Genomic DNA, 18,010 nt, shown 5'->3' with positions numbered 1-18,010 from the left:
TGTTGTTGGCCTTTGTCACCGAAAAAGAGTGTCAAATGGCCTCAGATAAAGGCCTTGAGGGCCGAGAGTGGCAGCCGTGTCCCCGCCAGATAATCCTGAATGCACTGCCACACCAAGGGGCTGCGCAGGGCCGGTTTGCATTCCGCTATTTCTTCCAGAGTGAGCCAGTGGCAAGCCAGCACATCACCGTCAGGATCCTCTGGATGGTGCTGACCCGGCGCTTTTTCAAGGTCGAAGATGATGGCGGTGCGCACATAGGTGGCCTCGCTGTCGGCCGGTTTGAACAGATAGGTACCAAGCCAGGCGGTCGGTGTGGCGGTCAGACCCGTCTCCTCTTTCAGCTCGCGGCAAGCCGCTTCAAGCAGGTTTTCCCCCGGCTCCACATGGCCGGCGGGTTGGTTGAAACGGCGCTGGCCTTTTATCTCCTCTTCCACCACCAGAAAGCGGCCCTGCCACTGCACCAGGGCGGCGACCGTCAGGCGCGCCTCCATGCGGGCGTGGCTGGTGGTCGATTGCTCTGCCTGATTGCTCATCATGACTCCTTGTCGTTGCTATCGGGATTGCCCGCTCGGGCCGGTCGGCGTGCCGTTCCTCGACCACTGCTGCGGGGTTTGCCGCCGGTCGGGTTTGAAGTTGAACGCTCGGTTGGGTGAGTGCTGCGGGGGCGTTCGTCCCGTCTCGGCTGGCTGGCCCGCTGTGGCGCATCCCCTGCCGGTTTGGCCGGTTTGGCGGTATGAGCGCCTGAACGGGATGAGGAGGGACGCGGGCTGCGGCTGGAGCTCGGCGCCAGCTCGGGGGCGGGTAGGCTGCGGCTCTCGCCGGGTGCCAGTCCATCCAGGGTCCAGTCACCGATGGCGTAGCGAATAAGGCGCAGGGTGGGGTGGCCGATATGGGCGGTCATTCGCCGTACTTGCCGATTGCGCCCCTCCACTATCTTGATCTCCAGCCAGCAGGTGGGGATCTCCTTGCGCTCGCGAATGGGTGGATTGCGCGGCCACACCGCAGGCTCATCCATGATGCGTGCCCCTGCAGGCAGGGTCATGCCGTCGTTGAGTTCCACTCCAGCGCGCAGGGCAGCCAGTTGCTCCTCGCTCGGGATCCCTTCCACCTGCACCCAGTAGGTCTTGGGGGTCTTCTCCCCCGGCTGGGTGAGGCGCGCCTGTAGCTTGCCATCGTTGGTGAGCAGCAACAGCCCTTCGCTGTCGCGATCGAGCCGCCCTGCGGCATAGATGCCGGGCTCTTTGATGTAATCCTTGAGGGTCTCGCGGCCCGCCTCGTCGGTGAACTGGCAGAGCACCATGTAGGGCTTGTTCAGCAGGAGCAATTTGCGATCCTCTGGGGCCAGCTCCGGTTTGCAGGGGGATGCATGGCGGGGTGCTGCTGGTTTGGCCGCCGTGCGCGGGGCGTTATCGCGCGGCGCGCGGCTGACAGAGAGACGGGAGCGGGGAGATTTCATCGGATACACACTTCAGACAGACGATGGCAGCGAGTGTACCACAGGGTGCTGAGGGCTGGATGAATGGCTGGCGTTTCAACAAGCAGTGCCCAGAGCCAATTCGCCTAGCTTAGCAGGCTCTCGATGACGATAGCCTGACGGGCGGGGGTCGAGCCCGCCAACAGCAGGGCGTGGCTGACCACATCGTCGATCATCGCCTGCGCCAGTCGGGTGAGGGGGCGCAGGGTCTCCCGTCCGCTACCAACCGGCACCGCCAGCAGAATAATGGTCTGCACCGGCCCGATTTGAGAGCCCCACTCGATGGGCTCCTTGCAGCTAAGCAGGGCCAGCGTTGGCTGGCTGATCCCTTCGCTCAATACATGAGGCATGGCAAGGCCGGGGCGGATGATGGTGGCCGAGACCTGCTCGCGCCGCTCCACTGCGGCGGTCAGTGTGGCGCGGTCGGTGATCAGCTCGGTGGGCAGCAGATCGATCAGATGCTCGAGCGCTTCGGCTTTGGTCAGCGGTTCGGGGCTGTGGGCCAGCTGGCGCAGGGCAAAATGGTAGTCGGGCAGGGCGTTGGCCAGTCGCAACTCCGCCAGCGCGGCGGTGCGCGGGCGCACCAGCGGTTGACCCAGTTCCCCGCACCAGCAGGTGAAGGCCATGTGGGCGAGCTCGGCATCGCACCCTTCAATCTGCAACTGGCAGAGATCGCCGGGCTGGGTGGCGAGGGTCAACAGGGAGAGCTGGTTGCTGGCGGCAACGGTCTGGCGCCGGGTGAGGTTGGCGCAGCGGATGGTGGATTTGAACATCCCCGCCAGCCGGTTCAACTGCTTGGCCTGGGTGATGCTCAACCCCTGCTGGCAGTAGAAGGTGATTTCGCGGGTCAGCATCAGGCCGGGATCGGCAGGGCCTTGAGTACGGCGTTGGCATCCAGCAACACAGTTTCCAGTCTCACTTGATGGATGGTGCAGCCGAGGAAGCGCTCTTTCTGCTCAATCTCGATATCGGAGGCAATCAGCACCAGGTCGGCGCTGGCAATATCGCGGGCGGTCAGCATGTTCTCCATGCCCATGGCGCCCTGAGTCTCGACCTTGATCTTGAGTCCCAGCCCAGTGGCGGCTTTTTGCAGGGCATCGGCAGCCATATAGGTATGGGCAATACCGGTCGGGCAAGCGGTGACGGCAACGATCTTCATCTGCTCTCTGTGATGCTGACAAGGGGGAGCAACAAGATAGCGTCAGTGGGGGGCTTTTACCAAAAGTCCATATGAAAAGTGGGATCTTGATGGGGATATGCCCGTCCCTTGAACGGCAGTGCAGGCTGATATGGGCCAGCCGGGAGTGGGATTGCCTCAAACAACAAGGGCCACCTCTGTGGGTGGCCCTGAACAATCTGCGTCTGTTGTTATGGCTATCAGGCGGTCTGGGCAGCCAGCTCGGCGGCTTTCAGTTCGCGCTTGATGCGGCGGATCTTGCGCTCCTCGGCGACCGCGACACAGCCCATCAGCACCAGACAGGCGGCGGCTGCGATATCCAGCGCCGCGAAGGTGCCGGTCCAGCCGGTCAGACCGAAGATGGGGGTGCCATCGGCAATCATGCCCAGACCCAGTTTGGCGAAGCTGTCACCGATGAGGTAAGCAAAGGTGCCCTTGACGCCATCGGCTACGCTGATGCCCTGCTTGGGGACGAAGCCCACGGCGGCGACACCGATCAGCAGTTGCGGACCAAACACCAGGAAGCCCAGGGTGAACAGGGAACCCAGGAACATAAACTGGGTAGTCGCATGCTGGTAGAGACCCAGGGTCGCGATGATCAGCGCCAGCGCCACGCAAGCCACCAGACCACGACGGCCATTGGCCAGATCGGAGAGGTAACCCCACATCAGGGTGCCGACCAGTGCGCCCACTTCGAAGAAGGTAAAGCCCTGAATAGCTACGTCTTTGGAGAAGCCCAGCTCCTGGTGGGCATAGACGGTAGACCACTGGTCGATACCGATACGCACCACGTAGAGGAAGATGTTGGCAAAGCAGAGCAGCCAGATCACCTTGTTGAGCAGCACATACTTCACGAAGATCTGCCACTTGGTCAGCTTCTGCTCTTCGGTGGCGATATCTTCTTCGCTCGCCACTTCGTCAAACAGCTCTTCCACCTTGCCAAGACCATAGGCTTCCGGTGAATCGCTACCAAAGCGCAGGCCGATAAAGCCGACGATCAGCGCGATGATGGAGGGGAAGATAAACATGCCGAGCACGTTGCCATCAAACAGGTAGTTGGCACCGAACAGCGCCACACCGGCCGCACCAGCCCCGCCCACGTTGTGGGAGAGGTTCCACATGCCCAGATAGGTGCCGCGCTTGTTGCGAGGGGTCCACTTGGTGATGGTGGAGTAGCTGCACGAACCGCCACAGCTCTGGAAGAAACCGCTCAGGGCATAGAAGAAGATCATGAAGTAGAGGCTGAAACCTGTGCCGCCCATGCTGGCACTGAAGCCCAGCATGCACAGAGCGGAGAGGATCAGCATCAGCGGCAGGAACTGCTTGGTGTTCTTGCCATCGGCATAGTAGGAGACGATGGTCTTGCCCACCCCGTAGGTGATGGAGAAGCCAAGACCGATCATGCCAAGCTCGGTCATGGAGAGACCGTACTCCTGGATCATGTCATTTTGCGCAATGTTGAAGTTCTTGCGGATCAGATACATGGTCAAATAGCCAATAAATACAACCAGATAAGATTGCATAAACGGCTTGAACCAGAGCTTGCGCCGGGCTTCGACCGGCAGGTCGAGGGTGGGGACCCGGACCTGTTGGAGCAATTTCAACATCTTCGTTCATCCTCTGCGAGATAGACGGTATTTCCGCCGCGCCCCTCATTTGTAGATAGGTTGTTCGAGGTCACGCCACGGAAGGGGGAACGGAACGTCGGGGCTGTCAGCCGTTGCTGCGCTCGACGCTCCATCCATATAAACCCGGGCCCGGCACGGGATGACGGGGCACATTGCCCGTCGCGGTGCGGGTCACGACATCAGGTGAGGTGACTCTAATAAGAGGGGCAAAAAATGGCTTGAGAGCCATCCCTAGTGGGGCTAGGAAATTTTCCTAGTTTTTGCGCTTTCGCGGACAAAGCGTGAGAAACATCACACCGCTGACGCCGGATTGCTGCCATTTCAGCCAGTTTGGCGCTCTGTGTGAGTGCTGGGCTGATGGGATGGATAGGCCAGAAGGGAGCAAGGGAAAGGCAAGGAGAGAGGTGAAGGGAGAGACGAGGAAGAGTGCTTATCGACCACTATTTCTCGGGGGGCGATATTGGGAAATACGGCTCGCCAGCCATCCCAAAAACAAGAGGCCACCCCGTGGGGTGGCCTCTTTTATGCTCTACGAGCCGCGATGGCGAGGGGCTCTCAGGCCGCCTTGGCCAGGGTCACCTCGTCACTCTTTTTTTACCCGCAGCTTTTTCAGGGCAACCGCGACCACGCCGGTGACGATGGCACCGCAGATCATGCAGAGCAGGGCCAGCAGCGGCTTGTTGACGGCACCCAGCAGGGCCACGATAGGGCCACCGTGGGCAACGCTGTTGGTGATGCCCAGCAGGAAGGCCATCACAGCTGCGGTCATGCTGCCCAGCACGTTGGCCGGAATGACGGCCAGCGGGTCACGGGCGGCGAACGGAATCGCACCTTCGGAGATACCCACCAGACCCATGGCACCGGCGGCTTTGCCTGCTTCGATCTCGGACTCGTCAAAGATGCCGAGCTTGCGACCGAGCACAGTAGCCAGCGACATGCCAAGGGGCGCAGCCGGGATGGCGCAGGCCATGGCACCCATAAACTGGGTCTGGCCGGAGGCGATCATGCCGACGGAGAAGAGGAAGGCCACTTTGTTGACCGGGCCACCCATATCAAAGCCGGCCATACCACCCAGCACGATACCCAGCAGCACCAGACTGCCACCACTCATGGAGAGCAGCATGGCGTTGAGGCCAGTCATCATGTCGGCAATGGGGGCGCCGATGATGAAGATGAATACCGCAGCGATAAAGAGCGACCCGACGATGGGGGCGATCAGGATCGGCACCAGCGGTTGCACCATCTTGTGGTACTGACGGGTGACAATCCAGCGCACCAGATAGCCGACCAACAGGCCCGCAATGATGGCCCCGATAAAGCCGGTACCGGCGTCAGCGCCGTAGAAGCTGCCGTTGTTGGCGATCCAGCCGCCGATAAAGCCCGGTGCCAGTGCCGGACGGTCACCGATGGCGTAGGCGATATAGCCCGCCAGAATGGGGATCATCAGGGTGAAGGCGGCCACGCCCACATTGAGGATCTGGTTCCACATGCTTCCTTCCGGGATCTGCATGCCGCTTGGGGTCGGGTTGCCGCCGATGGCCAGTGACAGGGCGATCAGCAGACCACCGGTCACCACGAACGGGATCATGTGCGATACGCCGTTCATCAGGTAGCGATAGAGATCCGAGCTGCCGCCGCTGGCGCGCTTCTCGTCACCCTTCTTCTCATCCTTGTCTGCCACATAGGCGGGGGCTTTCAGCGCCTGCTCAATCAGACCCTTGCCATCCTTGATGGGGGCTTTTACGCCGGTCTTGATGAGGGGTTTGCCGGCAAAGCGGGCCATGTCCACCTGCTTGTCACAGGCCACCACGATGGCGGTGGCGCGGGCGATCTCGTCCGCAGTCGGGCTGTTCTTGACGCCGATGGAGCCGTTGGTCTCCACCTTCACCTCATAACCCAGCTCCTTGGCGGCGCGCTCCAGCGACTCGGCCGCCAGATAGGTGTGGGCGATACCGGCCGGGCAGCCGGTGACACCGATGATCAGCCCCTTGTTGGCCGCAGGAGCGGCAGCCGCTTCCTCTTTCTTGGCCAGCAGCAGTGCCAGCGCATCGGCCGGGGTTTTGGCTGCCAGCAGGGCATCGATAAAGCCCTCTTCAATCAGCTTGCCGGAGAGCTCGGCCAGCACTTCGATATGGTGGTTGGCGCCGCCATCGGGGGAGGCGATCATAAAGAAAATGTGGGACGGCTTGCCATCTTCGGCGCCGTACTCGATGCCGTTGCGGCTGATGCCGATGGCGACCGCCGGATTGCACACAGCCGCACTCTTGGCGTGGGGCAGGGCCACGCCCTCTTCAAAGCCGGTGTTACCCAGCTCTTCGCGGGCCCACAGATCCTTGATAAAGGCCTGCTCGTTGCTGACTTTGCCTTGCGACGCCAGCAGGCGGGCCATCTCGGTGAAGACCTCTTCCTTACGCGTCGCTTTCAAATCGAGGTTGATCAGATGTTCATTGATCAAGGTGGTTATCATGGCGCTCTCCCCGCTCCGTTGCCGGAGCCTGTTGGCATGCCGCCCTTGCAGGCCGGCATGCAGACAAAATTGACCCGACTATTATCGCGCCGGGGGAGAGGTCACCCTATCGGACAAATGTGCGAATAACTGGATTTTTGTGCGCTATTACCTTGAGTGTGACCCTGATCGCAAAGCTGAACAGCTGCTGAAATGGGGGCGGATTGAATCGCTCATATTTTTATTAATGATTAAAATCAATTGGTTGTGTTTATTTGTGGTTCAGCGCTTTGGCCGTGCGGTGAGTTTTTACTCAGCGGATGGGAGTGCTCTTTCTGTAAATTTGTGAGGTGAAAAACGGCTGCTGGATGTGAGCCAACGCACAGAAATGGCCCCGCTGGCGGGAAGCGAGAGGGGGCGCAGGGGAGGCGTGAGCAGAACAAGCTGGATAAATGGGTTGCACCATCGGTGCCAGACAGCTCACCACAACGGGCAAGAAAAACCACAGCCATAGACGCACCGTAGGGTGCAATGAACAAAGTGAATTGCACCGCCTGTTTGTACAGGCAGGGGGGAAGAGCGGGGATGGCTGAAAAGATAGAGGTGATAACGCGAACGTCCGAATACGCTCCGCTATTCGAACCTATGAAAATAATATTGAAATTTGACGTTCTTAATTGCCAACATATAAGGAGTCAGAAAGACTCCTTATATGTTTATTATAAAATTTGTTTATGCGGGTTGACTCTTACGTTTTTTATTTAGCAAGCCTTTGTTAAATTCGTCAACCATAGTTTCAGTTCTGATAAAGTCTCGAATTTTTTCTCGAGTACTTACACTATACCTTGATAATATACTCTCAAGTTTAATTGCCACCTCTTCAATATGCTCTACAAACTTTTCATTATCATTTAAAACAGCAGATACTTTATCTTTTAATGCTCTTTGACTTTTGGGGGGAGCTTCAAGTAAAGTTGGTTGATCCCAATGTTTTCTTACTAATGCATATAATATATAAAATCTAAAAATCCCGCGTGACCGTTCAATCTTAGATGTTCTTAAAAGAAAATCGAATTTATATAACGCCAAGGCGGCAACGTGATATAATTCAACGTTATGGCTTTTAGAGAAGATTTTATATCTAAACTCTTTTCTAATACCTCTGTGGTCTCTTGCTGCTCTATGTGGTTGGAAGAAGAACATCGCTGCAGCTACTTTCATCAAGTCAGAAGGGCGAAGAATCCTTGTGCGCTCAACAGAAATATCACGATATTGATTGTCTCTTCTTTCTATAAATATTCTATCTTCGCCACTTTGAGCTGCACAGTATTCTTCCAAATCCTTCATGAATGGTAGTAGTGCCCAAAATTGATCTTCTCTTACTTCATTTTGACGATTAGTTCCAATAATAATGCTAGAAATAAAGTCTGTATTACTGCAACCGATTAATCCTAAGGGGACAGATATCTTATCCACGTTATCGTGGATATGTGAAAGAATATTGGTTGTTTGGCATCCATTGACGATCTGATAATCTTCAAGATTAAAAATATCACCCTTTCTATCTATGCTTTTTGATACGACGGTAATGCCATTATTTTTAAAAACAAAAGATTCATGGCCTCCTGCTTCCAATTCTGCAATTATTGATTTATTGATATCAGAATCAGGATTGAAGTCTCTTACATTATCATAAAATATAGAACGATTTATATGTCTTATTCCGTCTTGATCTGGCTCACCAAGCGCTATTTTTAAAATTTCTGATGCGGGCACATAGCCAATATATGCCTCATCTACACTTTCATGAAGAGGCATTGTTATTGCTTTTTGGAAATTTATACTTGCAGATGTAGAGTTTGTCGCTGAGCGAAATCCATTCTGAATAACTTTTGCTCCGACACACTCAATAAGTACACTACTAAATATATTCAATTCATTTAGACGAATTTTATTTGTTTGAATTAGCCTATTGATTAACTCAGAAATAGAGCCTGAACCCGTGGTACAGTAGTAGCATTTTAGTGCTGGACTGGTTTTTGCTGCCGCATTATATATTTCTTCCTTTACATCGAACAGGCATTCTATTTGGTCGCCTTTTATGAGCTTTTGTTCAGTAAAGAAATCATAAACAGCATCAAGGAATTTTGAAATTTCACCATAATCTAGGTTGTCTGATATTTTGGACTGATAGAAATGGAATTCAGAAGAGTGGTTTTTACCGATAGAGAGAATTTCTGCAGCTTCATCAACATCAGTACAAAGCTTACCTTGAATCGATATTGCAACACCATCAATCCCAAATTCATCACCTTTTAGGTGAGCTTTAAATGGATCAATATTTTCACCGAGAACTCCATTTTCAATTGAAAATATAGACATTACTTCAAAAAGCTCTGAATCATTCATTTCTTCATGTGGATTCATTTCCCTAAATGTTTTTATTTGAGCTCTTATTATTGGGTTGATAGCCATATATCTCTCTTGTTTTTGTTAATATGAAGGCGAATTTTTATGCTGTTCGGGATGTAAATTTAAATATCGTCATAAGTGAGTATTAACCCGCGCAACAATGGCATGCATATTCCCGTATTTTCAATTACTTGCTGGCACGTTACTCCCCTCAGCCTGCTGCGGTTATCCGGCGATGTGGTGGATGGCGAAACGGCTGCACAGGGTTATCTCTGCAAGAGTGGTTGCCAAGTGGGGCATATTAATCGAGATAGAGGCAGGGTAAAACCGCAGTCGGGCAAAAACCTGCCAGAGATCAATAAATTGCTCACTAAGAGGGTGTTATCTGACCACTTGGCACGGCGACCGCAAGCTGTGCTTCACCTCTTGTCGGGTACTACCGCTACTCAATACTCCAGAAACTTCTCCCCGCACCGCTCACAAATAAGATGTTTTACATGGGTGGTCTGGTAGGCCAGTGTTTCACCAAACGCCCAGTTGGTGATGCTGCTGGAAGTAAAGGCTTGCCAGAAGGCTTTGCGCGGGTCCTTGGGCATGATGTCCTGGCTGTGATCGCGTGCGACCAGCACCACGATATGGCGGGTACGCTCCCTGCATTTGTCACAGCGATGGATTTCACTCGGCGGGTTCTGGTCGTGCGGGTTGTTCATAAAGGGGCTCGTGAAGTGAGGCAGGCGCCCATCATATTCCTCTTCACTTGGCTCTCAATCTCTCCTTGCCGGCGCAGTGAGCGGCCTCACGTTTTGGCGTGCTGTTGGCTAGCAGAAGGAGTGAATTATCAAGGCGCGGGCGTGAGCCCCCGCCGTGATGTAAGGTTCAAGCCGACTCGTGCAGAGTGTTGGCATGGGCAAGCCAGGCTTCTTCGGTGACGATACGTACCGAGTGTCCTTTCTCCTGCAACAACATGGCCTTTTCGATTTTTCTGCCGTATGAGGAGAAGCGCCAATCCCGCGAACTGAGCTCACCGATGATGAGGTAATCAAGTTTCTGGGTGACAGAATCTTGGGGAGTTGCCCCCAATAGCAAGGCTGTTTCCTCGCACTGTCGGCGTGTACCGGAAAGAAACATGCCGGTGAAGCAAACAGTACAGTCATATAGGGTATCTATTTCGGAGTCACTGATGGCCAACTTGGTTGCCATACCCGTGACAGCCCCCTGCTCGAAGGGATTGCCGATAAACAACATCAATTGTTGCTGCAACTCCTCTCTCTCTTCGGCAGTAATAATGCCATCCAAAAGGATACGCTCCACCGTCTGATACAGCTGTTTTCCGGGATAGTGGGCCCTCAGCATGCTGTTTTGTTTCATCCACCAACTCAGGTAATGGATCTCGTCATCGGACAGCTGTTGATCTCCCATCAACCCCTGACAGAGCCCCTCGAGTAATAGCTTGTCTGATTCCTCTGAATAGAAGTCGACACCCGGTAGATGACGATATGTTTCCATCAGACGGGGAAGCGCACTCATAAGGTGGACTTTTTCTTCTTCACACAACTTACCGTCTTGCAGCACATTAGCGACCATTTCTCGTAGCTCACGAAAGATCCAGCCGTTGAGGCTGGCACTCTCTTTGAGCCAAGTATCCAGATAAAGGATCTCCTGCTCATCGATGACACTGTCAGCGACTATGCCATCCAGGATCCCCATCAGATTATTCAACTGCTTGTCGCGGTTGCGTGCGGCATTGTAGTTAGCGACTGGCTGGCCATGACGATTCATTTCACCCATTGCATGATCCCTTGCTGGTTACAAAGAGAGTGGGAACTACCCGTAGAGAGATGGCTCGCTGCGGGTGAACCTAATGACCTCATCATATAAAAGATGGCTTCAATCAGGCCAGAAGACTTGTCTGCCATTCGTCACGCATGTGAGCTTTGTCGAGAAATGGTTCCCAAGCAGATTGGAGAGAAATGTCCATGCTTGCCGGTTGGCGGGCCAACTCATGTTCATCTAGTAAATGGCGGGAACTCAGGCCGACTCCCGCTTTTGTAGATTGGGGGTGATGATATGGCGGTTGGGGGCGAGCTCGGGTTGCTGCATCCGGGTCAGCAGCCGTCTTGCCGCCTGACGGCCGATTTCGCGGGCCGGTGAGCTTACAAAGGTGAGAGCGGGGGAGGTCAGTTCGGCCTCCGCCACGTCGTCAAAACCGAGCAGGGCTACCTGCTGGCCGATGTAGTTGTCCTTGCCCACGGTGCGGCCGCTCGCCTCGACGCCATAGATGGCGCCGAGCGCCACCTCGGGGTAGTGGCAGAGCACTGCGGTCACCTTGGGGTGCTGGTGCAGCAGCTGGGCGATGGTATCGGCGGCGCTGCGCTGGGTGCGCTCGCACTCCAGTACCCACTCAGGTTTGAAGGGGAGGCCATATTGCAGCAGGCTGGCGCAGTAACCGCCGATGCGCTCGGCGCGGGTGAGGGAGTCGGCCCGCCCGCCGACATAGGCGATATGGCGGTGGCCCTGCTCGATAAGATAGGTGGTGGCCTGCTTGGCGGCGTGGGTGTTGTCGGGGCCGATAAAGTCCACGTCATCGCGATAGTAGGAGCGGGCGGCGCACACCACCGGCAGCTCGGAGTCGAGCAGGGTCTCCAGGGTTTTGGCCGCCGCGCCGCGCACCGGATTGAAGATGATGCCCGCCACCCCCTGCCGTGACAGGGAGTGGATGCTCTGCTGCAGCCGCTCCGGGCTGTGGCCGCACTGGGTCAGAAACAGCAGATAGCCCTGCTGCTCCAGCACCTCGCTCACCCCGGCGGTCACCTCGGTATAGAAGGGGTCGGTGATGTCGCGCAGGATCAGCCCCACCAGATTGGACTGCTGGCTGCGCAGGTTGGCGGCGGCGCTGTTGGGTACGTAGTCGAGCTCTTTTATCGCCTGCTGCACCCGCTCGGCGGTGGCCGGGGAGATGCGCCCCTTGCCGTTGAGCACCATGGAGACGGTGGTGACCGACACTCCCGCCCGCTGGGCGACATCGGTGATCTTGGTGGCTTTGGCAGAGAGGGATTTGGGCGACATAGGGCGAACGGACGACGGACAGTTGAAAGCGAGGCCCCAGCATACCTGCTCAGATGCTCAAGTGAAACGTTACATCACCATTGGGCCGATCCGGTTCACAAATTTGGATCCTGCTGCCAGCCAGCCCCCTTATTCTGTGATCCTGTCGGCACTTGCAAGTTGATAAAACGTTTTATCATCCAGCAAAACCTGATGCTGACCCGCGCCTTTTGCTTCGAGATTGCTTCGAGATTGCCTCGAGCGGGGAAGGGCAGCCGCAGACATTGCTGTCTATTCACAAGGAGCCGTTTCATGGCCAAGCCTCAAGCCAAATCCACTATCTGGGAGTTCCTGCAGAGCCTCGGCAAGACCTTTATGTTGCCGGTCGCCCTGCTGGCCTTCTCGGGCATCCTGCTCGGTGTCGGCAGCTCGCTCACCAGCGATGCGGTCAAGCAGAGCATGCCCTTCCTCGACAATACCGTGCTGCAACTGCTGTTCCTCTGGATGACCAAGGTGGGGCTGGTGGCCTTTATCTACCTGCCGGTGATGTTTGCGGTGGCCATTCCGCTCGGGCTGGCGCGAGAAGAGAAGGGGGTCGCAGCCTTTGCCGGTTTCGTCGGCTATGCGGCGCTCAACCTCTCCATCAACTTCTACCTGACCGTGGCCAACGTCATCGGTGACGCGGCGGCGGAGAAGGCCTACGGGGTGAAATCGATCCTCGGCATCAGCTCCATCGACACCGGGATTCTGGGGGCTATCATCGTCGGGGTGATCGTCGCGAAGCTCCACGCCCGTTTCTACACCTACAAGATGCCCGATGCGCTCGCCTTCTTCGGCGGTGCCCGCTTCGTGCCCATCATCACTGCGCTGGTGCTGGGTGTGGTCGGTCTGGTCGTGCCGTTCGTCTGGCCCTGGTTTGCGGCCGGTATCAACGGTATCGGGGCGCTCATCTCCCACGCTGGTCCCTTCGGCCCCTTCCTGTTCGGTACCGGTGAGCGTCTGCTGCTACCGCTCGGCCTGCACCACATTCTGGTGGCGTTGATCCGCTTTACCGAAGCGGGCGGCACCCAGCTGGTATGCGGTCACGAGGTGAGCGGCGCCCTCAATATCTTCTACGCCGAGCTCTCCTGCGCCGACACCACCGGCTTCTCTGTTTCTGCCACCTCCTTCCTCTCTCAGGGCAAGATGCCTGCCTTCCTCGGCGGCCTGCCGGGTGCGGCGCTCGCCATGTATCACTGCGCCCGCCCGGAAAATCGCGGCAAGATCAAGGCGCTGCTGGTCTCCGGCGTGGTGGCCTGCGTCATCGGCGGCATCACAGAGCCACTGGAGTTCCTGTTCCTGTTCGTGGCACCGGTGCTCTACGTCATTCACGCCATCCTGACCGGTTTGGGCTTTATGACCATGGGGCTGCTCGGCGTTACCATCGGCAACACTGACGGTAACCTCATCGATTTTCTGGTGTTCGGCGTGCTGCAGGGCACCGCCACCAAGTGGTATCTGGTGCCGGTCGCGGCCGCCATCTGGTTTGCCATCTACTACAGCGTGTTCCGCTTCGCCATCGTGCGCTTTAACCTGAAAACGCCGGGTCGCGAAATCGAGACCAGCGAGGCTGCCCAGCCCGCAGGCAAGAAGGCAGGCAACAGCGGTTACAACGGTGAAATCATCCTCAATGCGCTGGGCGGCGCTGATAACATCCTCGCGCTCGATAACTGCATCACCCGCCTGCGGATGTCGGTGCAGGACATGAGCCGGGTCGATGACAAGGTATTGAAAGCGAACGGTGCCATCGGGGTGATCAAGCTCGATGAGCACAACCTGCAGGTGGTGATCGGCCCGCAGGTGCATCTGGTGAAAAACCAGCTGCAGAGCCTGATGGGGGCCTGAACCGGCCAATAAGATCCGAACGGGGGGCGCAAGCCCCCCTTGTTTGCCTCTCCCAATATGTCTCCTGTTTATGGAGGGAGAAACTTCATGCACGATATTTATGATTTCGACCGCGTGGTCGACCGCCACGGCACCTACTGCACCCAGTGGGACTATGTAGCCGACCGTTTTGGCCATGCCGACCTGCTCCCCTTTACCATCTCCGACATGGATTTCGAGACCGCCCCCTGCATTCGCCAGACCCTGGCAACCCGCCTTGAGCACGGGGTATTTGGCTATAGCCGCTGGAATCACGACGACTTCAAGGGGGCGGTGAGCAACTGGTTTGCCAGCCGTTACGGGGCGAGCCTCGACCCCGAGACGCTGGTCTACGGCCCCTCGGTCATCTATGTGATTGCCCAGCTGGTGAGCCTCTGGTCGGCGCCGGGGGAGGGGGTGCTGGTGCATACCCCCGCCTACGACGCCTTCGGCAATATGCTGGTTGCCAACGACAGGGTGCTGCTGCCCTGCCCGCTTAAAAAAGAGGAGGGGAGTTACCAGATCGACTGGGCCTGCTTCGAGCAACAGGCTGCTCGCCCCGATTGCCGGATTTTGCTGCTCTGCAGCCCCCACAACCCCACCGGCCGGGTCTGGACGCGCGATGAACTCGGCCGGATGGCCGCCATCTGCCAGCGCCACGGGGTCAAGGTCATCTCGGACGACATCCATATGGATGTGAGTTTTGCCCGCTACCTGCCGTGGAGCGAAGTAGCGCCGGACGATCACTGGGCGCTGGTAAGCTCGGGCTCCAAATCCTTCAATATTCCCGCCCTTGGCGGCGCCTACGCCTTTATTGCCAACGCAGCGGCGCGGACCGCCTATCTGCAGCGGCTCAAGGCGGCCCATGGCCTATCATCGCCGCCCATTCTCGGGGTGCTGGCCCATATCAGCGCCTATCGGGACGGCTCTGCCTGGCTCGATGCGCTCAAATCCTATTTGCACGGCAACCTCACCCATGTGGCGGCGCGGCTCAACGCCGCTTTCCCCGCCATTGACTATCGGGTGCCCGAGGGAACCTATCTCGCCTGGATTGATTTGAACGGCCTTGGCATCGACTCCACCGAACGGATGGATGCACTGCAAACCTTGCTGGTGGAGAAATACCGGGTCGCCATCATGCGCGGCGACACCTACGGCCCCGAAGGCACAGGCTATATCCGCCTCAACGTCGGCTGCCCGCGCTCGAAGGTTGACCAGGGGCTCGACGCCCTGATCGGCGCGCTGGGGGAGGTGGTTTAACACAGTGCCCCTTGCCAATGCTGGCAAGGGGCACTGAACCATAAGATACCTGTTTACATACAGCGAACGGCTTTCTGCCGTGCGATGATATAGTCTCCCAGCGAGGCGTAACCATCCACCCCCTGCGGGGCTGCGCCTGGGTTATGGCGCAGATTATCTTGGTAGGCTGTCAGCGCTTGAGCCAGGGATGAACAAGTACTTTTTTGATCCTGCAGTTCCTGATAGACAGAGGCTTTTAGTAGCTGCACATTGCTCAGCTTGTCGTAAGCGGTTGTTGTATTTAGCTGAGTGGCGGCCTGATCCAGATATGCTGCAGCCTTGATTGTCCTGTTTTGCAGGTTGACTGTCTGATCTATAAATCCTTGTTCTTTATAGTGTTCTGCCCAAGTAGAACCAACGGAAGAAGATAGGAGTAGCAGGGCATATTCTCTATCTGCCATGGCATGGCAAACCGCGTCTTCCTTGCAAAGGTTTCTGGCTTCGACGATAAGTTTTTCTGCAGCGGTTGCCCGCCCATGTTCAATCAGCACATCTGCTTGGGCCAGATTTTGCCAAGGGTCGTTGCTTTTTACGACGCCAGCAGCAGAACAACCACATAGCAGAAGGGCGATAGCGGAAAGTCCGATTTTTTCCATATCTAATTCTTCCTTGGCATGATTCATATCAGTTTGTAACTCGAGGTTGTATTGTTTGCGGACACGACTAATTGAAAGCAAGTATCTATTGCCAAGAGTGTGATTTATAAGCCTCTTTCGCGTTGTGTCTGATGGCAATACGGTACGGGTTTACGATGATAATCGAGTTGCTCGTCACGTCGGCGCACGTGTCGCTCGATTGCAACTTTTGATGGAGCTGGCGTGCATGACCTTGCTCTCCGGATTGCTCTCTATTCCGCGCCCAAAACAAAACCGCCCCGGAGATCCGGGGCGGTTTTTTTATTTAGCGATACTGAGATGAGTCGTGGACGACACAAGGGCTCAGCGATAGCGGCCACGTACCGAGCTGCTGGCACGGCCGGCCATCTTGATCAGGCTCTGGCGGGTGTGCAGGTGGCAGAGCGCGACGCCAAGGGCATCTGCTGCATCCGCCTGCGGGGTGGCGGAGAGTTTCAGCAGATGGGTCACCATATGTTGCACCTGCTCCTTGGCGGCGCCGCCGGTGCCCACCACTGCCTGCTTGATCTGGGTGGCAGAGTATTCGCTCACCGGCAGATAGGCGTTGACCGCGGCGACGATGGCGCTGCCCCGGGCCTGCCCCAGTTTCAGGGCCGAGTCGGCGTTGCGGGCCATAAAGACCCGCTCGATGGCAAATTCGGTGGGTTTGAACTGGGTGATGATCTCGCATACCCCGTCATAGACCTGCTTGAGGCGCTCCGGCAGCTCGCCGCAATCGGTGCGGATGCAGCCAGAGCCAAGATATTCGGCCTTGCCGCCCACGACCCGGATAACCCCGTAGCCGGTGATCCGCGAACCCGGATCGATGCCCAAAATAATGCTCATGGGTGTTGATTGCTCTAAACGCGAGTGATGGCCGCCAAGATAGCAAACTGTGGCCCGTTTGGCTGTATGTCCCGGGCCAAGCGGGTAAAGATTGGACAGCCTGCGTCGGGCCTGGCTAGCCCTTGAACAATTCTATGGTGTCGCCATCCTGCAGGCTGCCCGCGCCACGCACCACCACCCGATCCCCCTGCTTGAGGGCGCCGCTCACCGCCACCTGCTGGCTGTCGCCAAACAGCACGGTGACCGGCACCCTATTCACCTTGAGCGCCTTGCCGCTTCGCGCCACCTGATAGACCACGCTGCCATCGGTGCCGAGCACCAGAGCGTCCCGGGGCAGCAGCATGCTCTGCTGATCCCCCAGCGGCAGGGCAACCCGTACCGGCGAGCCGATGATGAAGGTGCCCGCTTCCGGTTTGAGGCGCAGCTCGATCAGCCGCGATTTGGGATCGGCGCTGGCGGCTCGCTGGTAATAGACGCCGTGACCGCTCAGCTGCTCCCCCTCCACCCGCAGCCGGGTTTGTGGTGCCAGCTGCTGGGCCCATAGAATGGGGGCTTGCAGGCGGATATCCGGCTGATCCGGGTTGACCAGCTCCAGCGCCTGCTCGCCCGCGTCCACATGCTCGCCGGGCTGGATGAAGTGGTTGTTCACCACCCCGTCGAACGGGGCATAGATGTGGCTGCGGCGCAGCTGTTCTTCAATCTGGTTCACCTGTATGGCGGCTAGTCGCTCGGCCAGCGCGGCCTGCTCCACATCGTAGCTGGCCTTGTCGTACTGGCTCTGGGAGGCGCTCTTTTGCTGGTGCAGCCGGGTGATCCGCTGGGATTCGGCGCGAGCGAAGCGCAGGTTGCTCTGCCATTTCGCCTGCTCGGCGCGAGCCTGCTCCAGCGAGAGGCGCAGCGCCGTACTGTCGAGGCGCAGCAGCTCATCTCCTTTTTTGACCCGGCTGCCAAATTCGGCGATCCACTCCACCCGGCCGCTCACTTCGGCGCTGAGCGCCGCTTGCTGGCGACTCGCCACCGTGCCGCTGACCCAGATATTGGCGGCCGCATCCCCTTGGGTCACATCCGCCAGGGTCACCATCTTGCCCTGATCGGCCAATACCGGTAGCGCACTGCCTGCAATCAGCGCAGCGCCAGCCAACATTCGGGTAATCATATGTGTCATCG

14 protein-coding genes and 1 pseudogene are annotated in these 18,010 nt (G+C 57.1%); 2 read left to right on the top strand and 13 right to left on the bottom strand.

Translation table 11 applies throughout. The features are described from left to right. Positions 1-41: 41 nt before the first annotated feature. From OKC43_RS03905 to OKC43_RS03860, 10 genes and pseudogenes are all read right to left on the bottom strand, one after another. Positions 42-533, bottom strand: a complete 492-nt coding sequence (locus OKC43_RS03905) for an NUDIX hydrolase (RefSeq protein ID WP_042082454.1) — start codon at positions 531-533, stop codon at positions 42-44. Further along, positions 533-1,456 (bottom strand): pseudouridine synthase, encoded by a 924-nt coding sequence (locus OKC43_RS03900; RefSeq protein WP_270803946.1) that lies wholly within the window; start codon positions 1,454-1,456, stop codon positions 533-535. The genes OKC43_RS03905 and OKC43_RS03900 overlap by 1 nt, the downstream gene beginning before the upstream one ends. 104 nt (positions 1,457-1,560) lie before the next feature. After that, complete coding sequence (locus tag OKC43_RS03895; protein WP_270803945.1) at positions 1,561-2,328, bottom strand: PTS sugar transporter subunit IIA; 768 nt, start codon at positions 2,326-2,328, stop codon at positions 1,561-1,563. Further along, positions 2,328-2,633 carry a PTS fructose transporter subunit IIB gene (locus tag OKC43_RS03890; RefSeq protein ID WP_005334611.1) on the bottom strand — a complete coding sequence of 102 codons (306 nt, stop codon included), beginning with the start codon at positions 2,631-2,633 and terminating at the stop codon, positions 2,328-2,330. The genes OKC43_RS03895 and OKC43_RS03890 overlap by 1 nt, the downstream gene beginning before the upstream one ends. A gap of 218 nt (positions 2,634-2,851) precedes the next feature. Next, positions 2,852-4,258 (bottom strand): hexose-6-phosphate:phosphate antiporter, encoded by a 1,407-nt coding sequence (gene uhpT, locus OKC43_RS03885; protein ID WP_005334609.1) that lies wholly within the window; start codon positions 4,256-4,258, stop codon positions 2,852-2,854. Between the two features lie 576 nt (positions 4,259-4,834). Next, positions 4,835-6,746, bottom strand: a pseudogene (locus tag OKC43_RS03880) (PTS fructose transporter subunit IIABC). Between the two features lie 711 nt (positions 6,747-7,457). Next, complete coding sequence (locus OKC43_RS03875; RefSeq protein WP_270803944.1) at positions 7,458-9,200, bottom strand: AIPR family protein; 1,743 nt, start codon at positions 9,198-9,200, stop codon at positions 7,458-7,460. Between the two features lie 383 nt (positions 9,201-9,583). Further along, positions 9,584-9,847, bottom strand: a complete 264-nt coding sequence (locus tag OKC43_RS03870) for a hypothetical protein (RefSeq protein WP_270803943.1) — start codon at positions 9,845-9,847, stop codon at positions 9,584-9,586. Positions 9,848-10,013: 166 nt separating this feature from the next. Continuing rightward, positions 10,014-10,925, bottom strand: coding sequence for a BRCT domain-containing protein (locus OKC43_RS03865; RefSeq protein ID WP_270803942.1), 912 nt, complete (start codon positions 10,923-10,925; stop codon positions 10,014-10,016). A 240-nt stretch (positions 10,926-11,165) separates the two neighbouring features. Beyond that, positions 11,166-12,203, bottom strand: coding sequence for a Mal regulon transcriptional regulator MalI (locus OKC43_RS03860; RefSeq protein WP_005344074.1), 1,038 nt, complete (start codon positions 12,201-12,203; stop codon positions 11,166-11,168). 291 nt (positions 12,204-12,494) lie between these two features. Here OKC43_RS03860 and malX point away from each other — a divergent pair, with 291 nt between their 5' ends. Together malX and OKC43_RS03850 are read left to right on the top strand one after the other, a co-directional pair. Continuing rightward, positions 12,495-14,066 carry a maltose/glucose-specific PTS transporter subunit IIBC gene (gene malX, locus OKC43_RS03855; protein WP_065017917.1) on the top strand — a complete coding sequence of 524 codons (1,572 nt, stop codon included), beginning with the start codon at positions 12,495-12,497 and terminating at the stop codon, positions 14,064-14,066. 87 nt (positions 14,067-14,153) lie between these two features. Next, positions 14,154-15,344: a MalY/PatB family protein gene (locus OKC43_RS03850; RefSeq protein WP_270803941.1), complete on the top strand. Its 1,191-nt coding sequence runs from the start codon at positions 14,154-14,156 to the stop codon at positions 15,342-15,344. Between the two features lie 53 nt (positions 15,345-15,397). Here the strand turns inward: OKC43_RS03850 and OKC43_RS03845 are convergent, their stop codons facing one another. From OKC43_RS03845 to OKC43_RS03835, 3 genes are all read right to left on the bottom strand, one after another. Continuing rightward, positions 15,398-16,006, bottom strand: coding sequence for a hypothetical protein (locus OKC43_RS03845; protein WP_270803940.1), 609 nt, complete (start codon positions 16,004-16,006; stop codon positions 15,398-15,400). 315 nt (positions 16,007-16,321) lie between these two features. Next, on the bottom strand, positions 16,322-16,843 hold the full coding sequence (ruvC, locus tag OKC43_RS03840; protein WP_005334512.1) for a crossover junction endodeoxyribonuclease RuvC: 522 nt from the start codon (positions 16,841-16,843) through the stop codon (positions 16,322-16,324). Between the two features lie 115 nt (positions 16,844-16,958). Further along, positions 16,959-18,008: an efflux RND transporter periplasmic adaptor subunit gene (locus OKC43_RS03835; RefSeq protein ID WP_270803939.1), complete on the bottom strand. Its 1,050-nt coding sequence runs from the start codon at positions 18,006-18,008 to the stop codon at positions 16,959-16,961. Positions 18,009-18,010: the final 2 nt, after the last annotated feature.

Source organism: Aeromonas sp. Y289-2 (assembly GCF_027705925.1).
GTDB classification, from domain to species: Bacteria; Pseudomonadota; Gammaproteobacteria; order Enterobacterales; family Aeromonadaceae; genus Aeromonas; species Aeromonas veronii.
Note: the sequence above shows the minus strand (reverse complement) of the source record. Positions and strands in the feature narration are given on the sequence as shown.